The organism is Streptomyces sp. NPDC001714, assembly GCF_042892755.1.
Taxonomy (GTDB): Bacteria; Actinomycetota; Actinomycetes; order Streptomycetales; family Streptomycetaceae; genus Streptomyces.
Window position 1 is genome coordinate 54,197 of the sequence record NZ_JBIAUL010000036.1, and the last position, 20,478, is coordinate 74,674.

Below are 20,478 nucleotides of genomic sequence, written 5' to 3' on the forward strand. Positions count from 1 at the left end.
CCGCCGCATCCGGGCCCGCAGGCCGCCCGCACGCCGCCTCACCCGGGCCCGCACGCCGCCTCACCCGGGCGGGCGGACCGCCCGCGGGCCTGCTCGCCCCCCGAGGACCGTACTGTCTCGGCTGCTCACGCCCCGATGAACCGTACCGTCTCGGTGACTTCGGCCCGGCCGGCGCGGACCTGTGGCGCGCCCTCCTCCTCGAAGCCCACCGCGAGACCGCACAGCAGCACGAGCTGGTCACCGGCGCCTACCAGTTGGCTGACCGTGCGGCGGTACATGGTCCACATCACCTGGGGGCAGCTGTGCAGGCCTTCGGCCCTCAGCAGCAGCATGACCGTCTGGAGATACATTCCGGCGTCCGCCCACTGGCCCGGGCCCATCGCCCGGTCGAGATAGCAGAACAGCACGAGGGGTGCCCCGAACGCCTGCGTGTTCAACGCGGCAATCTTCAGGGGCCGTTGCGGGTCGTCGCGGTCGATGCCCAGCGCCGCGTACCGCTGCGCGGCCGCGGCGGCGAAGCGCTCGGGATACGGCGCGGTAAGATGCGCCGGGTACATCGGGTACTCCCGTTCGTCGCCCGCATCACCCGCGAGCGCCCTGGCCGTGGCCTGCCGTTTGAGTTCGGCCAGCGGCTCGCCGGACACCGCGTACACCTGCCAGGGCTGGAGGTTTCCGCTCGACGGCGCCCGCGTGGCCGCGGTCAGTACCCGGGTCAGCGCGTCCCGGTGCACCGGCCGGTCGCTGAACGCCCGTACGGCCCGGCGGCTGTTGACCGCCTCGTACACATCCACGTCGGCTCGGCCTTCCGGGTACGTCGCAACGGGCGGGGGACTGTCGGGAGTGCCGCAGGGGGCGGGGGTCAGGGGAGTTCGACGCTGATGACGTTACGGAGCATTGTGCGCAGGTGGTCGGGCATGTCGATGGTGTCCGGGCTGAGCAGCCATTGGATCTGCAGGCCGTCGATGTAGGCGACCAGATCCGCCGCCAGGTGCGAGGCGTTCACGTGGGGGCGCAGCAGCCCGCGGCGTGCCAGGTCGTCGACGGCCGACTGCATTTCGCGGCGGGTGCGTTCGTAGCGCGCGGTGAAGTACGGGCGCGCGGGGTGGTCGGTGGCGGTGGCTTCGCTGGAGAGCACCGCGAACAGGCTCACGATGAGGGGGTTGGCCTGGTTGTGCGCGACGAGCCGGATTATCGCGGCGAAGTAGGCGAGGCCGTCCTGGCTGAGCGCGCCCGAGGCGAGGAAGTGCTCGCCGTCCTGGCGGTCGCGTGTCTCCAGGACCGCTTCCAGGAGGGATTCCTTGGTCGGGAAGTGGTGCAGCAGGCCCGCGCGGGAGACACCGCAGGCGGCGGCGAGCTGCACCATGCTCGCGTTGCGATAACCGACCTGCCCGAACGCGGTGAACGCGGCCTCGATGATCTGGGCGCGCCGCCGTTCCCCTTTGGGGTAGTTCCGCGGGGCCGACCCCGGCCGTGCCGTTTCCCTTGCCATGAATGAGATGCTAACGACCCCTAGAAACCATCACCCCTGTCGGTATTCTGTTTCCGGCTCGTCCGCCACGAGAGGAGTTCCCCTTGTCGACACCACAGTTGTCGGTTCAGCTCTACTCCCTGCGCCAGGCTCTTGAGGCCGGCGAAGACGCCGCCCTGGCCCGTCTGGCCGCCCTGGGAGTGACCACCGTCGAGGCTTTCGCCTTCACGCACCGCGCGGACGAACTCGCCGGCGCGCTCGCCCGGCACGGCCTGTCCGCGCGGACCGGGCACGCCGGCTTCCTGTCGCCCGACGGCGCGCCGGGGGCCGATCTCGACGACACGTTCAGGGCCGCGCGGCGTCTGGGCGTGGAGATCCTCTTCGACCCGTTCGTGCCCGCGTCCCGGTGGGCCGACGAGAAGGAGATCGCCCGGACCGCCGCCCTCCTGAACGAGGCGGCCGAACGCGCCGCCCGGCACGGGCTGAGACTCGGTTATCACAACCACTCCCAGGAGTTCGTGCACACCGTCGCCGGTGTCAGTGCCTTCGAGTACTTCGCGGGCCTCCTGGACCCGGAAGTCGCTCTGGAGATCGACCTGTTCTGGGCCGCGGCCGGCGGCAACGACGTCGTCGCCCTCCTGGAGCGCCTTGGTTCGCGGGTACGCGCCCTGCATGTGAAGGACGGACCCGTCATCGACGACCCGTTCACCTCGGGCGCCCCCTTCGACCCTGCCGGCACCGGCCAGGTCGCGGCGGGCCGGGGGCAGATCCCGCTGGCCGCCTCGCTCGAGGCGGCCCCGTACGCCGAGTACGCGGTCATCGAGTTCGACCACTACGACGGCGACGTCTTCGAGGGCATCGCGGCAGGCATCTCCTACCTGAAGGGCAAGGGCATCGCCTGATGACGGCACACAGCCCGGCACACCACCCGGCAGGCAACCCGGCGCGCGACCCGGCCGGCCCGGTCGGTGTCGGCATCATCGGTGCCGGCAACATCAGCGACCAGTACCTGACCAGCCTCACCCGCTACCCCGACCTGCACGTGACCGTCGTGGGCGACCTGGACACCGCCCGCGCCGAGGCCCGGGCCCGCGCCTACGGCATCCGGGAGTGGGGAACGGCAGCAGACGTCCTGGCCCACCCGGACACCGAGATCATCGTCAACCTGACCGTCCCCGCCGTGCACGCCGAGGTCAGTTCGGCGATCCTCGCGGCGGGCCGGCACGTCTGGTCCGAGAAGCCCCTCGCCCTGGACCGCGCCGACGCACGGGCCCTGCTCGACCAGGCCGCCGCGGCCGGCCTGCGGGTCGGAGTCGCCCCCGACACGATCCTCGGCCCGGGCCTGCAGACCGCCCTGCGCGCGGTCGCCCGCGGCGACATCGGCACCCCGCTGTCCGCGCAGACCGTCATGCAGTACGCGGGCCCCGACCTGTGGCACCCGGACCCGGAGTTCCTCTTCGCCAGGGGCGCCGGCCCCCTCTTCGACATGGGCCCCTACTACCTCACCGCCCTCATCTGCCTGTTCGGGTCGGTCTCCCGGGTCGCCGCGCTCGGCTCGACCGCCCGCACAGTCCGTACGATACGCAGCGGACAGCGCGCGGGCACCGAGTTCACCGTCGCCGTCCCCACCCACGTCTCCGCGCTCGTGCAGTTCGAGAGCGGGGGCGTCGGCCAGAGCGTGTTCAGCTTCGACTCCCCGCTCACCCGCACCGGATTCGTCGAGGTCACAGGCACCGAGGGCACTCTGGTGCTGCCCGACCCCAACACCTTCGCCGGCGAGGTCAGGATCACGCGTGTCCCGCAGCGCGGCCAAGAGGCCCAGTGGGAGACCGTGCCGCCCGCCGGTGCCGCCGGGGCCGGCCGCGGCCTGGGAGTCCTGGACATGGCACGGGCCGTCCGCAGCGCGGGCCCGCACATCGCCACCGGAGAGCTCGGCTACCACGTCCTGGACACCCTGGTCTCCATCGACGAGGCCGTCACCAGCGGCGAGACCGTCCGCGTCGCCAGCACCGCCCCCGCCGTCCCCCTGATACCCGAGGACCGCGACCCCTGCGAAGCCACGGTGTGAGCCGCCCGTACGCGCCGGATTCACCCCCCGGCGGATCTCCCGCCGGCGGCGCCCGCCACTCCGCCGGCGCCGGGTGGTGTCGCGTGTCCGCCGTCCCGCCCGCGGCCGCCCAGTTCACGGACGGCCGCAGGCGGGACCGTCCCTGGATCCAGGAACTCCTCGAGACGCTCACTGCCAGGGCGACAGCCAACTGGTACTCCAGCGCGGTTTCGTGATCAGGACGGTGTTGCCTTCCTGAGGGCCGAACGCCAGGGCGGATTCCCGCCAGCTTCCGGCGCTGGTCCCGGCAATGCTCGACGTCATGAACCGACTTGAAGGAAACCTGGCGTTGATCACGGGCGGCAGCCGGGGTATCGGTGCCGCTGTGGCGTTACGGCTGGCCGAAGAAGGCGCCGACGTCGTCCTCACCTATGAGAACAGCGCGGAACACGCGACCCGGGTGGTGGAGCAGATCAAGGCCGGAGGGCGCCGGGCACTCGCCGTCCAGGCCGACAGCGCCGTCCCCGAGGCGCTCACCGCCGCGGTGGACGAGGCCGCCGCGATGTCCGGCAGACTCGACATCCTGGTCAACAACGCCGGTGTCTTCATCGTTGGCCCCCTCGAAGACCTGGGGGCGGCGGAGATCGATCGGACCCTGGCGGTGAACGTCCGGGCGCCGTTCGCGGCGTCCCAGGCGGCCGTGCGTCACATGGGCCGGGGCGGCCGGATCATCAGCATCGGCAGCAATGTCGCCGAGCGTGCGATCTTCCCCGGACTGGCGCTGTACTCGATGAGCAAGACGGCCCTGGTCGGGATGACCAAGGGCCTGGCCCGAGAACTCGGCCCGCGGGGAATCACCGTCAATCTGGTGCATCCCGGCCCCACCGACACGGACACCAACCCCGCTGACGGGCCGGACGCCGAGGTGATCGCAGGCTTCACGGCTGTGGGCCGCTATGCGGAAGCGGCCGAGATCGCATCCACCGTCGCTCACCTGGCAAGCGCGGACGGCGCGTACATCACGGGAGCCTCGATCCATGTAGATGGCGGCTTCACCGCCTGACACGCGGGCTGGTGCTGTGACCGGGAGAGTTCACGGGTGCGACTGAGCTGGTCGGCCGCTTCGGCGCTCGGCCATGGCATGCCGTCTGTTCAGTCCAGGACGGCGGTGGCTTCGATCTCGACCAGGTGGTCGGGGACGTCCAACGCCGCAACGCCTATCAGCGTGGTCGGCGGGGCCGGGGTGATTCCCAGCTTCGCGGCTGCCCTGGAGATTCCTTCCAGGAGCTGCGGCATCTTGTCGGGGGCCCAGTCGACGACGTAGAAGGTCAGCTTCGCCACGTCGTCGAAGGAGCCACCGGCCTCCGTCAGGGCCGTGCCGACGTTGAGATAGCTCTGCTCGACCTGGGCGGCAAGGTCTCCTTCGCCGATCGTGATGCCGGCGGCGTCCCAGGCGACCTGCCCAGCGATGAAAACCAGTCTCGACCCGGAGGCGATCGACACCTGCCGGTAGACATCGATCTTGGGCAATCCGCTGGGGTTCACAAAGGTGATGGCCATGCTGGTCTCCTCGTGTGAGCGTGTAAGCGTGTGGGTCCGGGTACGCCCCGGCCAGCACACTCATGGTCTCTTGTGGTTACTCAGGAACCATAGGAGAGTGGTCGCTGACGTGGAAGAACGCACTTTTCGGTGACTGGAGAACCTTATGGTGACCAAGCAGCTCACAGGCTCGCCCGAGGACACGGACCTGGCGCGGGCGGGCTCTTTGGCGCGGGAGATCTTCTCGGACGTCGCCAACAAGTGGGCGTTCCTGATCGTCGAGGGTCTAGGTGAGCGCACCTTGCGCTTCAGCGAGCTGCGCAACGAAATCGAGGGGATCAGTCACAAGATGCTCACCCAGAACCTGCGCATGCTGGAACGCAACGGCCTGGTCGAGCGCACCGTGCACCCCACGATCCCACCACGGGTCGAATACACCCTCACCGAGCCGGGCCAGGCTCTGCGAGCGACGGTCGACGGGATGTGCGGCTGGACCCGCCAGTACTTCGGTCACATCGAGGCTGCCCGTCGTCGATTCGACGCCTGACTTCCGCGGCGCCGCCCGCCCCTTTGGGGCGGGGGACGATACCGGCAGGGTCTGACAGTCCAGGGCCTGAAGCAGAGATGACTGATGCCACTCTCGTTCCGGAGGACTCAGACCCGGCGGGGCGAGGACCGAGCCGGCATGCTCACCGGGCTGCCAGGTGCCGGCCGCGTGGACAAAATGCGCTCCGTCGCCGGCGGCGGACCTTGGGGGGTGTCCGGTGAGGCCGTGCCCGGGCGCCTTCCAACTGACCCGCCAGCCCGCCGCGCGGGTGCCCCTGCCGGCGGGCAGCGCTGACCGTCCGACCTGTCCGGCGCCCCCGTCGGCCGCTGCACGACCGGCCCACAGCCCCAGCGGACAGCCGCCCCGACGAGGGCCACACCCCGCGAGCCCTCCAACGCCCGGACACCGACGGCTCGCGCTGTCGTCCACCGGTGCGGACGCGGCGGCCCGACGACGCACCTTCGGAGGTGACCGAGGCGCGCAGGGACATCCTGTGCTTCATGTCATGGCGGACACCGCCCTTACCCTTGATGATCCGGCGTCCGATCCGACGTCATCTTGAGGCGCCGAAGTCAGTGAAGCTGCCGCGCCAGTAGGTCTGCGGCCAGGTCGGCGACGATGTCGGGTGCCTGAGTCGCGTCGAGCTCGGCTCCCGGCTCGTCCGGTTCGAGGGGTTCGAGCGTGGCAAGTTGCGAGTCGAGGAGCGAGCTCGGCATGAAGTGGCCGGTGCGTCCGCCGAGCCGGTCCGCCAGCACTTCGCGGCCGGCGGTCAGGTGCAGGAAGATGGCGCCCGGGCAGGCCGCTCGCAGGATGTCGCGGTAGCGCCGCCTGAGTGCGGAGCAGGCGACCACCGCACCTGTGCCCGCCACATCCCGCTGGTGCAGCCAGCGGCCGACGGACTCCAGCCAGGGGCGACGGTCGGTGTCGTCGAGCGGCGTGCCGGCCGACATCTTGGTGATGTCGGCCGGGGAGTGGAAGTCGTCGCCGTCCGCGAAGGGCACGCCCAGCCGCTGCGCCAGCAGGTGGGCCACCGTGGTCTTGCCGATCCCTGCGACGCCCGTGACGACGACGCACGCGGACCGGCGCTCAGTGCGGTCCATCTTCCGGTAGCGCTTCGGGATGCAGCAGGTCGCTGCGACGCCGTGGGGCGCCCTCGTGCGGCCGGGGAGGCGGACCGTCTGAGCCGGCCGGATACTCCTCCAGCGGGACCCGGTTGCTCTCCCATGCGCTCAGGACGGGGGCCAGGACCCGCCATGCCTCCTCGGCCTCGTCGCCCCGGATGGACAGGGCGGGATCACCCTTCATGACGTCCAGCAGGAGCCGGCCGTAGGCGGGCAGGTCGGGCGGTTCCATCCGCGCGGTCAGTGAGAGCTGGGCGAGGGCCTGGGCGCGTGCGCCGATGCCCGTCATGTCGAGGGTCATCCCTTCCGGCTCCAGCCCGAAGCGCAGCACGTTGGGCTGGGCCTGTCCTTCGTGCCCGAAGGGCAGGTGGGGCACGGACCGGAAGCGCACCGCGACCTCCTTGCGGTCCTTTCCGAGCGCCTTGCCGCTGCGCAGCCGGAACGTCGTCCCCGACCAGCGCCAGCTGTCCAGTTCCAGTTCGACCTCGGCGAAGGTCTCTGTGCGCCGCCCGGGGTCCACACCTGCCTCGTCGACGTACGCGGGGATGGCGTGGTCACCGATCCGGCCCGACAGATAGCGCGCGCGGCGCGTGCGGTGCACGACGTCGTAGTCGGTCAGGAGCCGCACGGACCGCAGCACGTCGACCTTCCGGTCGCGCAGGTCGCGCTCGCCGAGGGTGATCGGGGGTTCCATGGCCACCAGGCACAGCAGTTGCAGCAGGTGGTTCTGCACCATGTCCTTCAGTGCGCCGACGCCGTCGTAGTAGCCGGCCCGCCCTTCCAGGGCGAGGGTCTCGTCCCAGACGATCTCGATGTCCGAGATGTGGGTGCTGTTCCATATGGGCTCCAGCATGCGGTTGGCGAGCCGGCTTCCGAGCACGTTCTGGACGGTCGTCATGGCGAGGAAGTGGTCGACCCGGAACACCGCCTGTTCGGGCACGAGACCGGCGAGCAGCCGGTTGAGGTGGCGCGCGCTCGCCAGGTCCTCGCCGAACGGCTTCTCCAGCACGATCCGGCTGCCCGGCGGCAGGCCCCCCTCGTGCAGGGCCGTGACCATGTGCGGGAAGAGCGCCGGGGGAAGGGCGAGGTACACGGCGATCGGGTCGTCGCCGGCGACGACCGCGGCGACGTCAGCGGGGTCGGTGACGTCGGCCCGCCGGTAGCGGGCCGAGGCTGCGACGGCCTTTCTGGCATCGGCGGGGTGGGAGCCGCCATGGCGGTCGAGCTGGTCGGCGCACCATCCACGGAAGTGGTCGGTGTCCCAGCCCTCCCGGCTCGCGCCGGTCAGCTGGAAGCCGTCGTCGATGTGTCCCGCGGCCCGCAGGGCGGCCAGGCCCGGCAGGAGGTAGCGGGCGGTGAGGTCGCCTGTCGCGCCGAATACGGCGAGCCGGTTGATCATGTCCGTACGCCTGCCTTCGCCCGGGCGAGGTTCACGCCGCTGGCGATGATCCCGATATGGCTGAACGCCTGGGGGAAGTTGCCCATGAACTCTCCAGTGGTGGGGTCGATCTGTTCCGGCAGCAGCCCGAGCGGGCTGGCACGGGCGCACAGCGAGGCGTACACCTTCTCGGCCTCTTCGATCCGGCCCTGGGCGGTCAGGTTGTCGGCCAGCCAGAAGCCGCAGAGCACGAAGGCGCCCTCGTCGCCGGGCAGGCCGTCGGGCGACTCCTCGTGGAGGTAGCGGTAGAGCAGGCCGTCGCCGGCCGACAGGCGTTCGGCGACGGCGGTGGTGGTCGCCGCCATCCGCGGGTGGTCGGCCGGCACCACGTGGCGCAGCGGGAGGGCGAGCAGGCTCGCGTCGAGCGCGCCGCCGCCGTCCAGGTGTGCGCTGAGCGTCTGGGCGTCCTCGTCCCAGGACTCCTCCAGGATGCGCCGACGCAGCCGGTCTGCCGAGGCACGCCAGGCCGAGGTCGGTCCGGGCAGGCCGAGTCGCTCGCCGATGGCCGCGGCCCGGTCCAGGGCCACCTGGCACATGCCGGCCGAGTACGTGAACACCCGGCCGTCGCTGCGCACCTCCCAGATCCCCTGGTCCGGCTGGCGCCACACCTGCTCAGCGGTGTCGGCCAGCCCCGCCAGGCCCGCCCACAGCGCGGGCTGCACCTCGCGGCCCGAGCGCAGCCACTGGTCGGTGCGCAGCCACTGGTCGGCGCAGTCCAGGATCTCACCGTAGACGTCGTGCTGGCGCTGGTCGGCCGCGCCGTTGCCCCACCGCACCGGACCGGAGCGGCGATACCCCTCCAGCTCGGTGTCCTCGATCTCGTCGGGTACGGGGCCGCCGTCGAGGTTGTACATGATCCGGGGGATCCGGCTCTGCTCCACGGCGTCGAGGACCCAGCCGAGGAAGGCGTCCGCCTCGCCGGTGAAGCCGATGCGCCGCAGGGCGAACACGGCGTAGGCGGCGTCCCGGATCCAGGCGTAACGATAGTCCCAGTTGCGGACTCCGCCGATCGGCGCGGGCAGGGAGGAGGTGGGCGCCGCGACGAGGGCGCCGTTGGCCCAGTCATCGCACAGCTTCAGGGTGATGGCGGCACGCCGGACCAGTGCCTCCTGGGGACCGGAGTAGCCGAAGTGTTTCATCCAGCGCCGCCAGGCGTCAGCGGTGTCCGCGAGCATCGTGTCGGCCTGGAACCGGTGATGGCGGTGAAAGCGGCCCCAGGACAGTACGAGGTCGAGGTGTTCTCCCTGTCTCAGGTCGTGGGTGCTGTGCAGGCCGGGCAGCGCGCGGTTGGAACGCAGGTGCAGGCGCAGGTCCGGCCTCCGCGAGGGCCTGAGTTCCAGGCCGCTGAACAGCGCCTGCGCCGTGCCGCCGCCGCGGGGCTCCAGGTCCACCCGCAGCCGGACGTGTCCGGAGAGGACCACGGCCGACCGGACCAGCTCGCACCGGCCGGCCGGGGCGTCGTCGGTGAGGTCGGCGCCGGTGCGCACGGTCAGCGCGTCGGTGACCCGCACCAGGCCGGTGGTACTGCGCATCTCGGTGGTGAGTACGCCGGTGTCGGGCTCGTAGCGCTGGCGGGCCTCCACCAGGTCCTGCGGGGCGAGGGTGAAGTGGCCGCCTCGTGCGTGGTCCAGCAGGCCGCAGAACAGGGGGTCGGAGTCGAACCGGGGGAGGCACATCCACGGGATCGAGCCGTCCAGGCCGACCAGCGCGGCCGTCGTACCGTCCCCGATGAGGCCGAGGTCCTCCAGTGGCAGGTAGCCCTCGCGCCTGCGGACCGGGCGGAACGGGGGGTCGGGGTCGTGCATGGCTCCTCGCTTCCGCGGCGCCGCAACGTACCGTCCGGCGCGCTGCGCAGGTCCGGGAAGGGCAGCACCTAGAAGGTGATCAGCACCTTCACGACGTCTTCGAGCTTCTTGTCCGCGACCTCGAAGGCCCGCTCCATGTCGTCGAAGGGAAACGTGTGGGTGGTCATGTGCGTGGGGTCGACGCGCTTCGCCTCCAGCACGCGCAGCAGCCGTTCCATGCGGAGCCTGCCTCCGGGGCAGAGCCCGGTCGCGATCGTCTGGTCCGCCATGCCGACGCCCCACTCGACGCGGGGGATGCGGATGAACTCGCCCTCGCCGAAGTAGCCGATGTTGGAGATGGTGCCGCCGGGTTTGGTGATCTTCACAGCGGTCTGGAAGGTGATGTCCGCGCCCAGTGCCTCGATGGCGGTGTCGACTCCTTCTCCTCCGGTCAGCTCGTGGATGCGCTCGACGACGTCCTCGCTGGTGAAGTCCACGATCTCATCGGCGCCGTACTCGTGCGCCAGCTTCTGCCGGCTGGGGACCGACTCGACCCCGATGACCCGGCCGGCGCCGCGGAGCCTGGCCCCCACCGTGGCCATCAGGCCCACCGGTCCTTGCGCGAGGACGGCCACGGTCCCGCCGATCGGGATGTTGCCCTTCTCCGCTCCCACGAATCCCGTCGAGAGCATGTCGGCGCAGTAGACCGCCACGTCGTCACCGATGGTGTCGGGAATCCTGGCGAGATTGGCGTCCGCGTCGTTGACGTGGAAGTAGTCGGCGAAGACCCCGTCCTTGCGGTTGGCGAACTTGAATCCTCCGAGCGGTCCGCCCGACTGCGAAGGGAACCCGTTCTGGGACGCCAGGTCGCCCCAGTCGGGGGTGATGGCACCGACCAGCACTCGGTCGCCGGGCCGGAAGTCCTTCACCTCGCTGCCCACTGCGTGCACGATGCCCACCGCTTCGTGGCCCAGCGTCAGGTCCTTCCTCGGGCCGATGCCGCCGTGAACGGTGTGGGAATCGGAGGTGCAGATCAGGGCACTGGTCGTCTGGACCACCGCGTCGCTCGGACCCGGCTCCGGAACAGGCTTCTCCATGAAGCCCACCCGTCCGATTTCCTTCATCACGAACGCCTTCATCCGCCTGTCCCTCCTGTCCCGACTCACTGGTTGCTGTCCCGACTCACTGGTCGACCGGACAACCGTGAGCCGGTCGAATCGACTCCGGCATTCGACGTCAGCCCGTCACTCCTGCCACTGTCGCAAGGTCCGAGCCCGCTCGCGACTCGACCGGACGATGGCCCCGGTCAGGGGATGCGGGCGTGCTGGCAGGTTCAGCAGGATTGCCTGGTGGAGGTCTGGGGGTGACACGCTGTTCCGGCACTGGCCTGGGCGGCGAAGGCGCCCCTGTTGGCGTTGGGCCACGCGCAGGGGCGGAGGACGCTGTGGGTGATGACAAGCGCACGGATCGAGCCTTCATCGGATCGTTCACGTCGTCGGGCGGCCGCGGCATCGTGGTGGCCGCCGTGGAACCGGCAACGGGAGCGCTGACCGAGATCGGCGTCATCAATGGCCTGCCGACCCGTCCTACCTGACTGTCGATCACGCTGGGCCGGGACCGGTCCTGTATGCCGTCTCCGAGACGGCACATGGCTCGGTCGCCGCCTACGACATCGCCGGTCCCGAGCCCGGCCCGCTGGGCGCCCCGTGGCCGTGCAAGGGGATTCGCCCCCCACCTTTCGGTGGTGCGCGGACACCTGCTGACCGCCAACTACGCCTCCGGCAGCGTCACCGTGCTCCCTCTCGCCGCCGACGGCGGCCTGCGGACCGCAGGCGACGTGCGGCACTGGACGGGCAGCGGAGCGGACCCCGCACGCCAGTCCGGCCCGCACGCGCACCAGGTGCTGCCCGATCCCCCAGGACGGTGGGTGCTCGGCGTCGACCTGGGCGCCGACAAGGTGTGGATCTTCTCCCTGGACGCGCAGGAGGGAAGGCTGGTGCCGAACGGCGAGACGTCCTTGCCGCCCGGCACGGGTCCCCGTCACCTCGCCTTCCACCCGTCCGGAAGCCACGCATACATTCACGGAGAACTCGATCCGACCGTCACCGTGTGCCGCTGGGACGCCGCTGGCGTGCTCGAACCGGTGCGGACGGCACCCCTGTTCCCGGACTACACCGACGAGGCCGTCTCCCCCTCGGCGCCGGTCGTCTCGCCCGACGGGCGCCATCTGTGGGCGGCGGTCCGCGGCACCGACACCATCACCGTCCTGGCGCTCGAGGCGACCGGCGAGCACGCGGAGCCGGTCGCATCTGTGCCTTGCGGAGGTCGATGGCCGCGCGATCTGGTCCTGCACCCGTCCGGCACGCGGCTGTACGCGGCCAACGAACGCTCAGGCAACGTCACATGGCTGGACCCGGACCCCGCAACCGGCGTCCGGCAACGCGCGGGTTCCCCGCCGGTACCGGCGGCGTCCAGCGTCGTCTTCGTCTGAGGCACGTGCACAGGACCCCGGTCACGCCCTGCCGCGGACGACGGCGACCGGGCAGTGCGCGTGGTGCAACAACGCCTGGCTGACCGATCCCAGGAGCATCCCGGAGAACCCGCCGCGCCCCCTGGCGCCGGCAACCATCAACTGGGCGTTCCCGCTCGCCTGGACCAGGACCTCGCGGGTCTCGCCACTCAGCACCTCCTGTCGGACCGTCACGTCCGGATATCTCTCCGCGCGTCCGGCGACCGCCTGGGCCAGCAGGCGCTCCGGGCTCTCCACGCCCGTACCGGCCGGTTCGTGATCCGGCAGCCACGCGTGCACGGCGACGAGCTCGGCTCCCCGCAACGCCGCCTCCGCAAAAGCGAATTCAACCGCCTTCTCGCCCTCGGGGGACCCGTCGACGGCCAACACGACGGGCGCGGCGCCGTCCGGTTCCTCGCGGACCACCAGCACCGGACAGTGGCTGTGGGCGGCCACGGACAGCGCCGTCGAGCCCAGCAACATGCCGGCGAAACCCCCGATGCCCCGGCGGCCGACGACCACGAGGTCCGCGGCGCGCGACTCGGCCACCAGCACCGACACCGCACCGCCGATCATCACGGCGTCGCCCACCTCCACGCCGGGCGCCACACGCCGGGCGTCCTGTGCGGCGTCGTGCGCCAGCGTGTTGAGCGGGGACGGGTCCAGCGGCGCGTACATGGGCCCGACCGGCCAGCTGAAGGCGTGCACCACACGCAGCTCCGCACCGCGCCGCTCAGCCTCCCGGGCGGCCTGAACCACCGCGGCATGACTCGACGACGAGCCGTCCACCCCTACGACGACCATGCTGCCCACAGCGTCTCCTCACACACGTCAGTACCGCTGGCCCTGGGCGAGAGGGGCCGTCAGTGGGTTCCTTGCGGCTGTCCGCTGAAGGCGATGGGCTCCTCCTTGTGGCCGGGCTCCGGTTTCCCCGCTCCCACGAATCCGGTATCGACGACCTTCCCGGCGGAGTCCGTGAAGTCGACCTGCATGGCACAGGACGACTTCTGGTTCGTCTTGTTCGTGATCGTGACCAGGGCGCGAGCAGTCCTCCGCTCTGGTTCCGGGGCAGGCTCTCGGATACGGCGATGCCGGCCCGGGCGGCCTCGGCGTCTGACCGATGCCTCGAACTCCGTGGCCCGGGCGGCCGCGGAGAATGCCGCTGCCGAGGCGGACGCGCGAGAAGAGGCGACTGTGGAAGCCGTCGAAGAGGCCGCCGACGGCGGCATGCCGGAAGGGGACCCCGGATGGCGGCTGCTGGGTGGGGGGGGGTGACGAACCGGTGTTCTGACCGCCACCGCGGCAGCCTGTCAGGGTGAGCGCCCCGACGGCGCAGCGAAGCGTCAACGGGACGGCTCGGTGCCCGAAGCGACCGGAGCGGCCAGGAAACCTTGGGGACATGTGCCATCCTTTGCGCCTTACGCGGCCAAGCACACTCATCTTCCGCGCCGCGATCGCGTCCGGCGAGTCGACCGTGGCCATTCGAAGGGGGCGTGGACACTCCCCACGCAGCGCTCACCACTGCCGCCCCACACGCGAGCCCCTCACCGGCCCGTCTTACGACCCTGACCCGACGCCGGTTCACGTCATAGTGCTGCTACCAAGCGGGGGTACCTTCCCTCCTCGTGGCGTGGGCGGCCTGGAGCCACCGCGACGTGGAGCTTTCGCTGCCTTCGGTGAGGGGCGTTCCGCATGCACAAGATCGCAGTCGCGATACGGAACGTATGCGGCGATCCTGGCAGGGAGGCACGGCTGGCTTCGCGTACTCCATTGTGTGTCGCTGACCGCGCCGACAGGGAGGCGATGACCCATGACAGCGGTACCCACCAAGACACAACGAGGGCGCGGCAGCGCAACGCTCAACGGCGCCTCCTTGGCCGCTGGGGGCATGATGACGTTCAGCGGGTCGTTCAGCATCCTCATGGGTGTATCCGGGATCGCACAAGACAGCCTGTTCGCCACCTCGTCCCGCTACACCTACTGGTTCGACCTCACCACCTGGGGCGTACTTCACCTCGTCGTCGGTGTGCTGCTCGTCATCACCGGCGTGGCGGTCCTGGCCCACAAGAGCTGGGGGCGTGGGGCGGGCGCAGCGGTGGCAGCAATCAGCCTGATCACTCAGTTCATGTTCGTCCCACACTATCCGGCATGGGCCATTCCCATGATGGCCCTCGATCTCCTGATCCTGTTTGCACTCACGAGGTTCCATATCGAAACAAGCGGCAGCCGGTAGACCGAGTTGAGGTGGATGCACATCAGATGGACGGCGACCGCCTGGACGACGTCCTCGCCCACATCGCCGCGCGCCGGCGCGCCCAGCTGTCGGCGACCGAGTCGATCGCCGCGTTCCAGCAGCAGACGGCCGCGCCAGGGCAGTTGTCGGCCCAGTTCGCCGACGTCGCCGAGCATGCCACCGCTGCCCGGCTGACCGGCCTGCTCGAACGCACCCTCGGCGCCGATGAGAACGCGCCATCGAACCATGGCACTTGATGCGCGCCATCGAAGTCTGGTCGCCTGGGCTGACACTAGCCAGATCGAGTGGGGTCCACGCCGGCTGTTCTGGCGCTCGATTGGATGACAGAGCGACTGGCTTCCCGTCCAAGGGCAGCAGCTCGCCTGGGGCAGACAGGAAAGATCCACGAAGGACTGCGGTATGTGAACGTAGACAACCTTCCGGGAAAACCTCGGGTCAGGACGGACCGACAACCCCCATGCGCTCACGCGCTGGATCGCCCGAGTCCGAACCGCCGATCTGCCCCACCTCCACGCCTTCACCCGGGGCCTGGACCGGGATATCGACGCCGTGATCGCCGGGCTCACGCTTCCGTACAGCAACGGCCCCACCGAGGGCGTCAACACCAATACCAAACGGATCGCCCGCCAGATGCACGGACGAGCAAGCTTCACCCTGCTCCGGCACCGCATCCTCCTCGGACAGCAGCACGCCCCGTCACCACCGAATGCGAGACAGGGCCACTCGTTTGACAGTCCCGTCCTAGGGCGTCGAGGACTGGTCGGCATCCCGGTTGTTGCGGTCGATCTCCGGCATGTGCGTCTCGGCCCAGAGCCGCAGGACGGAGAGCGGTCCTTCAAGGGACAGGCCCAGCTCGGTGAGACGGTAGTGCACGGCAGGGGGCACGGTGGGCTCCACGCGGCGCGCCACCAGGCCGTCGCGGGCCAGGCTCTGCAGCGTGGCGGACAGCATCTTCTGCGAGATGCCCGGGACACGACGCCGCAACTCCGCGAACCGGACCTCGTGCGGGGACTCCTCGGCCAGCACCTTGACCGTCATCGACGTCCACTTGGTGCCGATGCGGTCGAGCAGTTGGCGGGTCGGGCAGCGCGGGTCCAACAGGTCGCCTCGCTCACCTGGCCGCCTGTCCTGTCCGTCGGGACCCGACGTGGTCACCTGGAGCTCACCACCTGAAGGGAAAGTGCCGTCTTGGGCGAGACAGGCTAGTTCCCTACGGTGACCTTGTCACCTTTCTTACCAGTCTCCGGAGCCCGCCATGCCCGAACTGCGCCGAGTTGCCGTCAACGGCGTCGACCTGAACGTCGCCCTCGCCGGAACCGGCCCGGCCGTGCTGTTGCTGCACGGCTTCCCGCACACCTGGCAGGTGTGGACCGACGTCATGGCCGACCTGTCGGACAGCCACCGCGTCATCGCGCCGGACCTGCGCGGATTCGGCGCGAGCGGCCCCGCTGCCTCCGGGTACGACGCGCACACCCTGGCCGAGGACGCCGCGGCGCTCCTCACCGTGCTCGGCGTGTCCTCGGCCGCCGTGGTGGCCGTCGACGCCGGCACTCCGCCGGCCTTCCTCCTCGCCATGCGCCGCCCCCGCCTCGTACGGCGCCTGGTCGTCATGGAGTCCCTGCTGGGGAGGCTGCCCGGCGCCGTGGACTTCCTCTGCGACGGGCCGCCCTGGTGGTTCGGCTTCCACGCCGCCGCGCCCGGCCTCGCCGAAACCGTGCTGGAGGGGAACGAGGCGGCCTACGTCGACTGGTTCCTGCGGGCCGGCACGCTCGGTGACGGGGTACGCCCCGACATCCGGGACGCCTTCGTCCACGCCTACACCGGTCGGGAGGCGTTGAGCCGCGCGTTCTCGTACTACCGGGCCCTGCCCGAGAGCGCGGCACAGATCGAGCGGGCGGTCGGCGCCAACCGCCTGGCCGTGCCGACGATGGCGCTGGGCGCCCGCCCCGTCGGCTCGGCGCTGGAACGCCAACTCCGTCCCGTTACCGACGATCTCACCGGACACGTCATCGACGACTGCGGCCACATCATCCCGCTGCACCGGCCGCAAGCCCTGCTCGCCCGGGTGCGCCCCTTCCTGGCCGGCCACGACCCGAGCGCAGCATGAGCGGACAGACCGGGCGGCCGCCGCGCTCGCACGCTACTTCTGCCAGCCGACGGTCTCCGGCAGAGGAGTGCCGAAGATCGTGGCGCCGACGTTGGCCAGCCCCTTCCTGACGCCGTAGACGGACGGACCGCTGAAGAGGGGCAGGAAGGCGTACTGCGCCAGTTCTTCACGTTCGATGGCGTTGGCGCGGGCGGTCTGCTTGGCGGGGTCGGATATCTCGGAGGCGGCGTGGATCTGCTTGTCCAGCTCCGGGGTTCCGGTACCGGTCAGGTTGGAGTCGCTGTCGGTGCCGTAGAACTGGTAGAGATAGCGCGCGCCGAAGGGGTCCGTGGAACGGTTGCCGGACAGGAAGAGGTCGAAGTCGCGATCGCTGAGGATCTTTGAGAAGTCCGCCTCGTCGGCCTTCTTGATGTCGACACCGATGCCGACCGGCTTCAGCATCGCGGCGAACGCGTTGGCCGTGGCCTTGTCCAGCGGGTCGTCGCCGAGCAGGGTGTAGCGGACGGTGAGCCTGGTGCCGGCCTTCTCGCGGATGCCGTCGCCGCCGGCCTTCCAGCCGGCGGACTCCAGGGTCTTTCTGGCGTCGTCGGGCGCGTACTTGATCACCGATGAGACGTTGTCCTCATACCCTTTCTGGAAGCTGTAGAGGAGCGCTGAGCCGGGAAGCGGCTCGGAGTAGTCAAGTCCCTGAAACTGGATCTTGGCGATCTGTGTCCGGTCGACGCTCTCCAACAGCGCCTTGCGCACCCGCACGTCCCGGAGGACGGCGGACTTCGAGTTCACGTACAGCGAGTACTCGAACGGGCTGCCGCCGCGGCGGATCTCGGTGCCGGCGACGCCGCTGATCTGCCTCAGTCCCTCGGCGCTGCCCGTGGTGGCGTAGTCGACCTGCCCGTTCTTGAACGCATTGATCGCCGCGGACGATTCCAGGTTGACGTAGATCCGCTTGTCGAGCTTGCCCTTCTTCCCCCACCACTTGGGGTTCCGGACGAAGGTGAGGTTGCCGCTCTTGGTGTCGAAGGTGCCGACGGTGTAGGGGCCGGCACCCCATTCGGGATGGGCCTTCTTCACGTAGGCGTCATTGAAGTTGGCCACCGTGGCGGCCTTGGGGTTCAGCAGCGTGGTGAACAGGCTGGACCACCATGGATCCACGCCCTTGAAGTTGATGACGGCCTGCTTGTCGTCGGCGCCGCGGGTGACCGAGGTGATGTTCCGGTACCCCTCGGTGTTGCTCGCGTTGTAGTCCTTGTCGGCGCCGTTGTCGGCCTGCCAGGTGGCTTTGACCGCCCGCCAGTCGATCGGGGAGCCGTCGTTGTAGGCGGCCTTGGGGTTGAGGGTGAGGACGACTCGCTGGTTGCCGCCGGTGACACTGACTTTGACGTCGCTGAGGTAGTCCGGGTTGTACTGCACGTCGCCGGTGGGCGAGTAGGTGATGACGTCGGGGTTGTACCAGAACCACACCCGGGTGGCGGTGAGGGTGGCGTTGGCGTTGAACGGGTTGCCCTGGTCGTCGAAGGTCCCGGGCGTGGTGTAGGTCCCTCCGTCCTTGATGTTGTCGTAGGGCTGGGGGTTGTAGTCGACCTTCGCCGACGCCACGGCGGGCGTCGAGCCCTTGGCCGACCCTCCGGTGTCCGGCGCGTCGGCCCCGGACGAGCTGCAGGCGGTGGCCGTCAGGGCGAGGGCCAGGGTGAGTACGGAGGCCTGGGCGGTTCTCGGTCGCATGGCGAGTGGATCCGTTTCTTCGTGGGGGTGGGGCGCCGCACGATGCGGCGGCGCTGCGGAAGAGAGGCCGGGAGGGCGGTCAGCGGGCGTGGCAGGCGGAGCGGTGGCCTGCGCCGGACCCCGCGGGGTGCAGGGCGGGACGCTCGGTACGACACCGCCGCCGCAGTCCGTCGTCGAGCAGCCGGTGGAGCGGACAGCGGTCGACGAAGACGCACCCTTGCGGCAGGCGCGACGCGCTGGGCTGCTCGCCCTCCAGGACGATGTGCTCGCGGGTGCGTTCCCATTGCGGATCGGGTACCGGGATCGCGGACAGCAGCGCCTGCGTGTAGGGGTGCTGGGCGTTGGCGAAGAGTTCTTCGGTGCCGGCGGTCTCCACGATGTGCCCCAGGTACATCACCGCGATGCGGTCGGACACGTGGCGCATCACCGCGAGGTCGTGCGCGACGATCAGGTACGCCAGCCCCAGTTCGCGTTTCAGCCGGGTGAGCAGGTTGAGGACGCCGGCCTGGACGGAGACGTCGAGGGCGGACACGGGTTCGTCCAGGATCAGGATCCGCGGCTCGGTCGCCAACGCCCGTGCGATGCCAACGCGTTGCCTCTGACCACCGGACAGGGCCGCTGGGAAGCGGTCCGCCACCGAGGCGTCCAGCCCTACCAGGGAGAGGAGTTCGCCCACCCGGGTCCGGATCGCCGCCCGATCCTCACCCACCGCCTGGAGCGGTTCGGCGAGGAGCTGGAAGACGGGCAGGCGCGGGTCGAGCGATCCCATGGGGTCCTGCATGACGATCTGCACGGCACGCCGAAGCCTCCGCCTCTGGCCGGCGGAGGCCGGGGCGGCGACGTTCGTGCCCGCGATGTCGATCAGACCGTGCTCGGGTCGCCCGAGCCGCATGATCTCCAGCAGGGTGGTGGTCTTTCCGCTTCCGGACTCGCCGACCAGACCGAGGGTCTCGCCGGCCCGCAGTTCGAAGCTGACGTCGCTGACCGCGTGCAGCGTCCCGACCCGGCGTCTGAGGAGAGCTCCCTTGGTGAGCGGGAACGTCTTGGTCAGGCCGGCGACCCGCAGCACCGTCTCGGCGCCGGTGCCCGCGCCGGGCCCGGCCTGCCCTTCGGCCTCTGCCGCCTGCGGGAAGAGCGCGTCGGCCGCCAACGTGCCGTCGGCAATCTCGTCCGCGCGCAGGCAGGCCACCTGTCCGTGCCCGGGGACCGTGGTCAGCTCCGGTTCGTCCGTGTGGCAGGGCCCGACGGCGGCGGGACAGCGGTCCGCGAAGGAGCATCCTGGCGGGAGCCCGACCAGTGACGGTGGTTCGCCCGCGATCGGCACCAGCGGGTGGTCCGCCCGCGCCTCGGGTCGGGGGACCGCGCCCAGCAGTCCGATGGTGTACGGCATGGTCGGCCGCGCGAACAGTTCCTCGGCGGGCGCCTGTTCCACGATCCGGCCCGCGTACATCACGGCGACGTCGTCGGCGTATCCGGCCACCACCCCCAGATCGTGGGTGATCAGCACCAGGGCCGCGCCGGTCTCGGCCTGGGCCGTCCGTAGGACACCCAGGATCTGTGCCTGCACCGTCACGTCGAGGGCGGTGGTCGGCTCGTCGGCGACGATGACCGACGGCGAGTTCGCCATCGCCAGGGCGATGACCACGCGTTGGCGCATGCCGCCGGAGAACTCGTGCGGGAACGACCGTGCGTTGCGCCGTGGGTCCGGGATGCCGACCAGGTCCAGGAGTTCGACGGCCCGGTTCCACGCGGCCTGCTTCGTGAGCTTCTGGTGGACGCGCAGAGCGTCGGACAGCTGCCGTCCGACGGAGAAGATGGGAGTCAGTGCGGACAGCGGATCCTGGAAGACCATGCCGATGTCGTTGCCGCGTACGGCGGACAGCCGTCGGTCGTCGAGCCCGACCAGGTCGCGGCCGCCCAGCAGCACCCGGCCCGACACGCT

The 20,478-nt window shown here is 70.3% G+C and carries 18 protein-coding genes and 2 pseudogenes; 9 read left to right on the forward strand and 11 right to left on the reverse strand.

The window, feature by feature from the left end; translation table 11 throughout:
- Window positions 1-125: 125 nt before the first annotated feature.
- Both ACFY0P_RS48645 and ACFY0P_RS48650 read right to left on the reverse strand, forming a co-directional pair.
- Complete coding sequence (locus ACFY0P_RS48645; protein ID WP_388928931.1) at window positions 126-791, reverse strand: nitroreductase; 666 nt, start codon at window positions 789-791, stop codon at window positions 126-128.
- A gap of 68 nt (window positions 792-859) precedes the next feature.
- The gene (locus ACFY0P_RS48650; protein WP_388928932.1) at window positions 860-1,489 is read right to left on the reverse strand and encodes a TetR/AcrR family transcriptional regulator; all 630 of its coding nucleotides are present in this window, start codon (window positions 1,487-1,489) and stop codon (window positions 860-862) included.
- Window positions 1,490-1,572: 83 nt separating this feature from the next.
- Between ACFY0P_RS48650 and ACFY0P_RS48655 the strand changes: the two genes are divergently transcribed.
- From ACFY0P_RS48655 to ACFY0P_RS48665, 3 genes are all read left to right on the forward strand, one after another.
- Complete coding sequence (locus ACFY0P_RS48655; protein ID WP_388928933.1) at window positions 1,573-2,370, forward strand: sugar phosphate isomerase/epimerase family protein; 798 nt, start codon at window positions 1,573-1,575, stop codon at window positions 2,368-2,370.
- Window positions 2,370-3,536 carry a Gfo/Idh/MocA family protein gene (locus ACFY0P_RS48660; protein ID WP_388928934.1) on the forward strand — a complete coding sequence of 389 codons (1,167 nt, stop codon included), beginning with the start codon at window positions 2,370-2,372 and terminating at the stop codon, window positions 3,534-3,536. The genes ACFY0P_RS48655 and ACFY0P_RS48660 overlap by 1 nt, the downstream gene beginning before the upstream one ends.
- A gap of 301 nt (window positions 3,537-3,837) precedes the next feature.
- Complete coding sequence (locus ACFY0P_RS48665; RefSeq protein WP_388928935.1) at window positions 3,838-4,578, forward strand: SDR family NAD(P)-dependent oxidoreductase; 741 nt, start codon at window positions 3,838-3,840, stop codon at window positions 4,576-4,578.
- 89 nt (window positions 4,579-4,667) lie between these two features.
- Here ACFY0P_RS48665 and ACFY0P_RS48670 read toward each other — a convergent pair whose 3' ends face one another.
- On the reverse strand, window positions 4,668-5,075 hold the full coding sequence (locus ACFY0P_RS48670) for a RidA family protein (protein WP_388928936.1): 408 nt from the start codon (window positions 5,073-5,075) through the stop codon (window positions 4,668-4,670).
- Between the two features lie 145 nt (window positions 5,076-5,220).
- Here ACFY0P_RS48670 and ACFY0P_RS48675 point away from each other — a divergent pair, with 145 nt between their 5' ends.
- Window positions 5,221-5,601, forward strand: a complete 381-nt coding sequence (locus ACFY0P_RS48675) for a winged helix-turn-helix transcriptional regulator (protein ID WP_388928937.1) — start codon at window positions 5,221-5,223, stop codon at window positions 5,599-5,601.
- A 572-nt stretch (window positions 5,602-6,173) separates the two neighbouring features.
- On the opposite strand, the gene ACFY0P_RS48680 is transcribed toward ACFY0P_RS48675, so the two are convergent.
- From ACFY0P_RS48680 to ACFY0P_RS48695, 4 genes are all read right to left on the reverse strand, one after another.
- Entirely contained in the window at window positions 6,174-6,701 is a 528-nt protein-coding gene (locus tag ACFY0P_RS48680; protein ID WP_388928938.1) for a gluconokinase, read from the reverse strand.
- Window positions 6,688-8,121, reverse strand: coding sequence for a glucose-6-phosphate dehydrogenase (locus tag ACFY0P_RS48685; RefSeq protein WP_388928939.1), 1,434 nt, complete (start codon window positions 8,119-8,121; stop codon window positions 6,688-6,690). Before ACFY0P_RS48685 ends, ACFY0P_RS48680 begins: the two co-directional genes overlap by 14 nt.
- Complete coding sequence (locus tag ACFY0P_RS48690) at window positions 8,118-9,965, reverse strand: glycoside hydrolase family 15 protein (protein WP_388928940.1); 1,848 nt, start codon at window positions 9,963-9,965, stop codon at window positions 8,118-8,120. Before ACFY0P_RS48690 ends, ACFY0P_RS48685 begins: the two co-directional genes overlap by 4 nt.
- 68 nt (window positions 9,966-10,033) lie before the next feature.
- Window positions 10,034-11,068 carry an NAD(P)-dependent alcohol dehydrogenase gene (locus ACFY0P_RS48695; RefSeq protein ID WP_388928941.1) on the reverse strand — a complete coding sequence of 345 codons (1,035 nt, stop codon included), beginning with the start codon at window positions 11,066-11,068 and terminating at the stop codon, window positions 10,034-10,036.
- A 320-nt stretch (window positions 11,069-11,388) separates the two neighbouring features.
- Here ACFY0P_RS48695 and ACFY0P_RS48700 point away from each other — a divergent pair.
- A pseudogene (locus ACFY0P_RS48700) lies at window positions 11,389-12,435 on the forward strand (lactonase family protein).
- A gap of 21 nt (window positions 12,436-12,456) precedes the next feature.
- Here the strand turns inward: ACFY0P_RS48700 and ACFY0P_RS48705 are convergent.
- Window positions 12,457-13,266 carry a universal stress protein gene (locus ACFY0P_RS48705; protein WP_388928942.1) on the reverse strand — a complete coding sequence of 270 codons (810 nt, stop codon included), beginning with the start codon at window positions 13,264-13,266 and terminating at the stop codon, window positions 12,457-12,459.
- Between the two features lie 997 nt (window positions 13,267-14,263).
- Here ACFY0P_RS48705 and ACFY0P_RS48710 point away from each other — a divergent pair.
- From ACFY0P_RS48710 to ACFY0P_RS48720, 3 genes and pseudogenes are all read left to right on the forward strand, one after another.
- A complete protein-coding gene (locus tag ACFY0P_RS48710; RefSeq protein ID WP_388928943.1) occupies window positions 14,264-14,686 on the forward strand; it encodes a hypothetical protein in 423 nt (140 codons plus the stop codon).
- An 11-nt stretch (window positions 14,687-14,697) separates the two neighbouring features.
- Window positions 14,698-14,943 carry a hypothetical protein gene (locus ACFY0P_RS48715; protein WP_388928944.1) on the forward strand — a complete coding sequence of 82 codons (246 nt, stop codon included), beginning with the start codon at window positions 14,698-14,700 and terminating at the stop codon, window positions 14,941-14,943.
- 205 nt (window positions 14,944-15,148) lie between these two features.
- A pseudogene (locus ACFY0P_RS48720) lies at window positions 15,149-15,388 on the forward strand (transposase); the annotation flags it as partial.
- A gap of 60 nt (window positions 15,389-15,448) precedes the next feature.
- Here the strand turns inward: ACFY0P_RS48720 and ACFY0P_RS48725 are convergent.
- A complete protein-coding gene (locus ACFY0P_RS48725; protein WP_388928945.1) occupies window positions 15,449-15,862 on the reverse strand; it encodes a winged helix-turn-helix transcriptional regulator in 414 nt (137 codons plus the stop codon).
- A 100-nt stretch (window positions 15,863-15,962) separates the two neighbouring features.
- On the opposite strand from ACFY0P_RS48725, the gene ACFY0P_RS48730 reads away from it, so the two are divergent.
- Window positions 15,963-16,814, forward strand: a complete 852-nt coding sequence (locus tag ACFY0P_RS48730) for an alpha/beta fold hydrolase (protein ID WP_388928946.1) — start codon at window positions 15,963-15,965, stop codon at window positions 16,812-16,814.
- Window positions 16,815-16,847: 33 nt separating this feature from the next.
- Here the strand turns inward: ACFY0P_RS48730 and ACFY0P_RS48735 are convergent, their stop codons facing one another.
- Both ACFY0P_RS48735 and ACFY0P_RS48740 read right to left on the reverse strand, forming a co-directional pair.
- Window positions 16,848-18,536 carry an ABC transporter family substrate-binding protein gene (locus tag ACFY0P_RS48735; protein WP_388928947.1) on the reverse strand — a complete coding sequence of 563 codons (1,689 nt, stop codon included), beginning with the start codon at window positions 18,534-18,536 and terminating at the stop codon, window positions 16,848-16,850.
- Window positions 18,537-18,615: 79 nt separating this feature from the next.
- On the reverse strand, window positions 18,616-20,478 hold a 1,863-nt coding region (locus ACFY0P_RS48740; RefSeq protein ID WP_388928948.1), incomplete at its 5' end, for a dipeptide ABC transporter ATP-binding protein.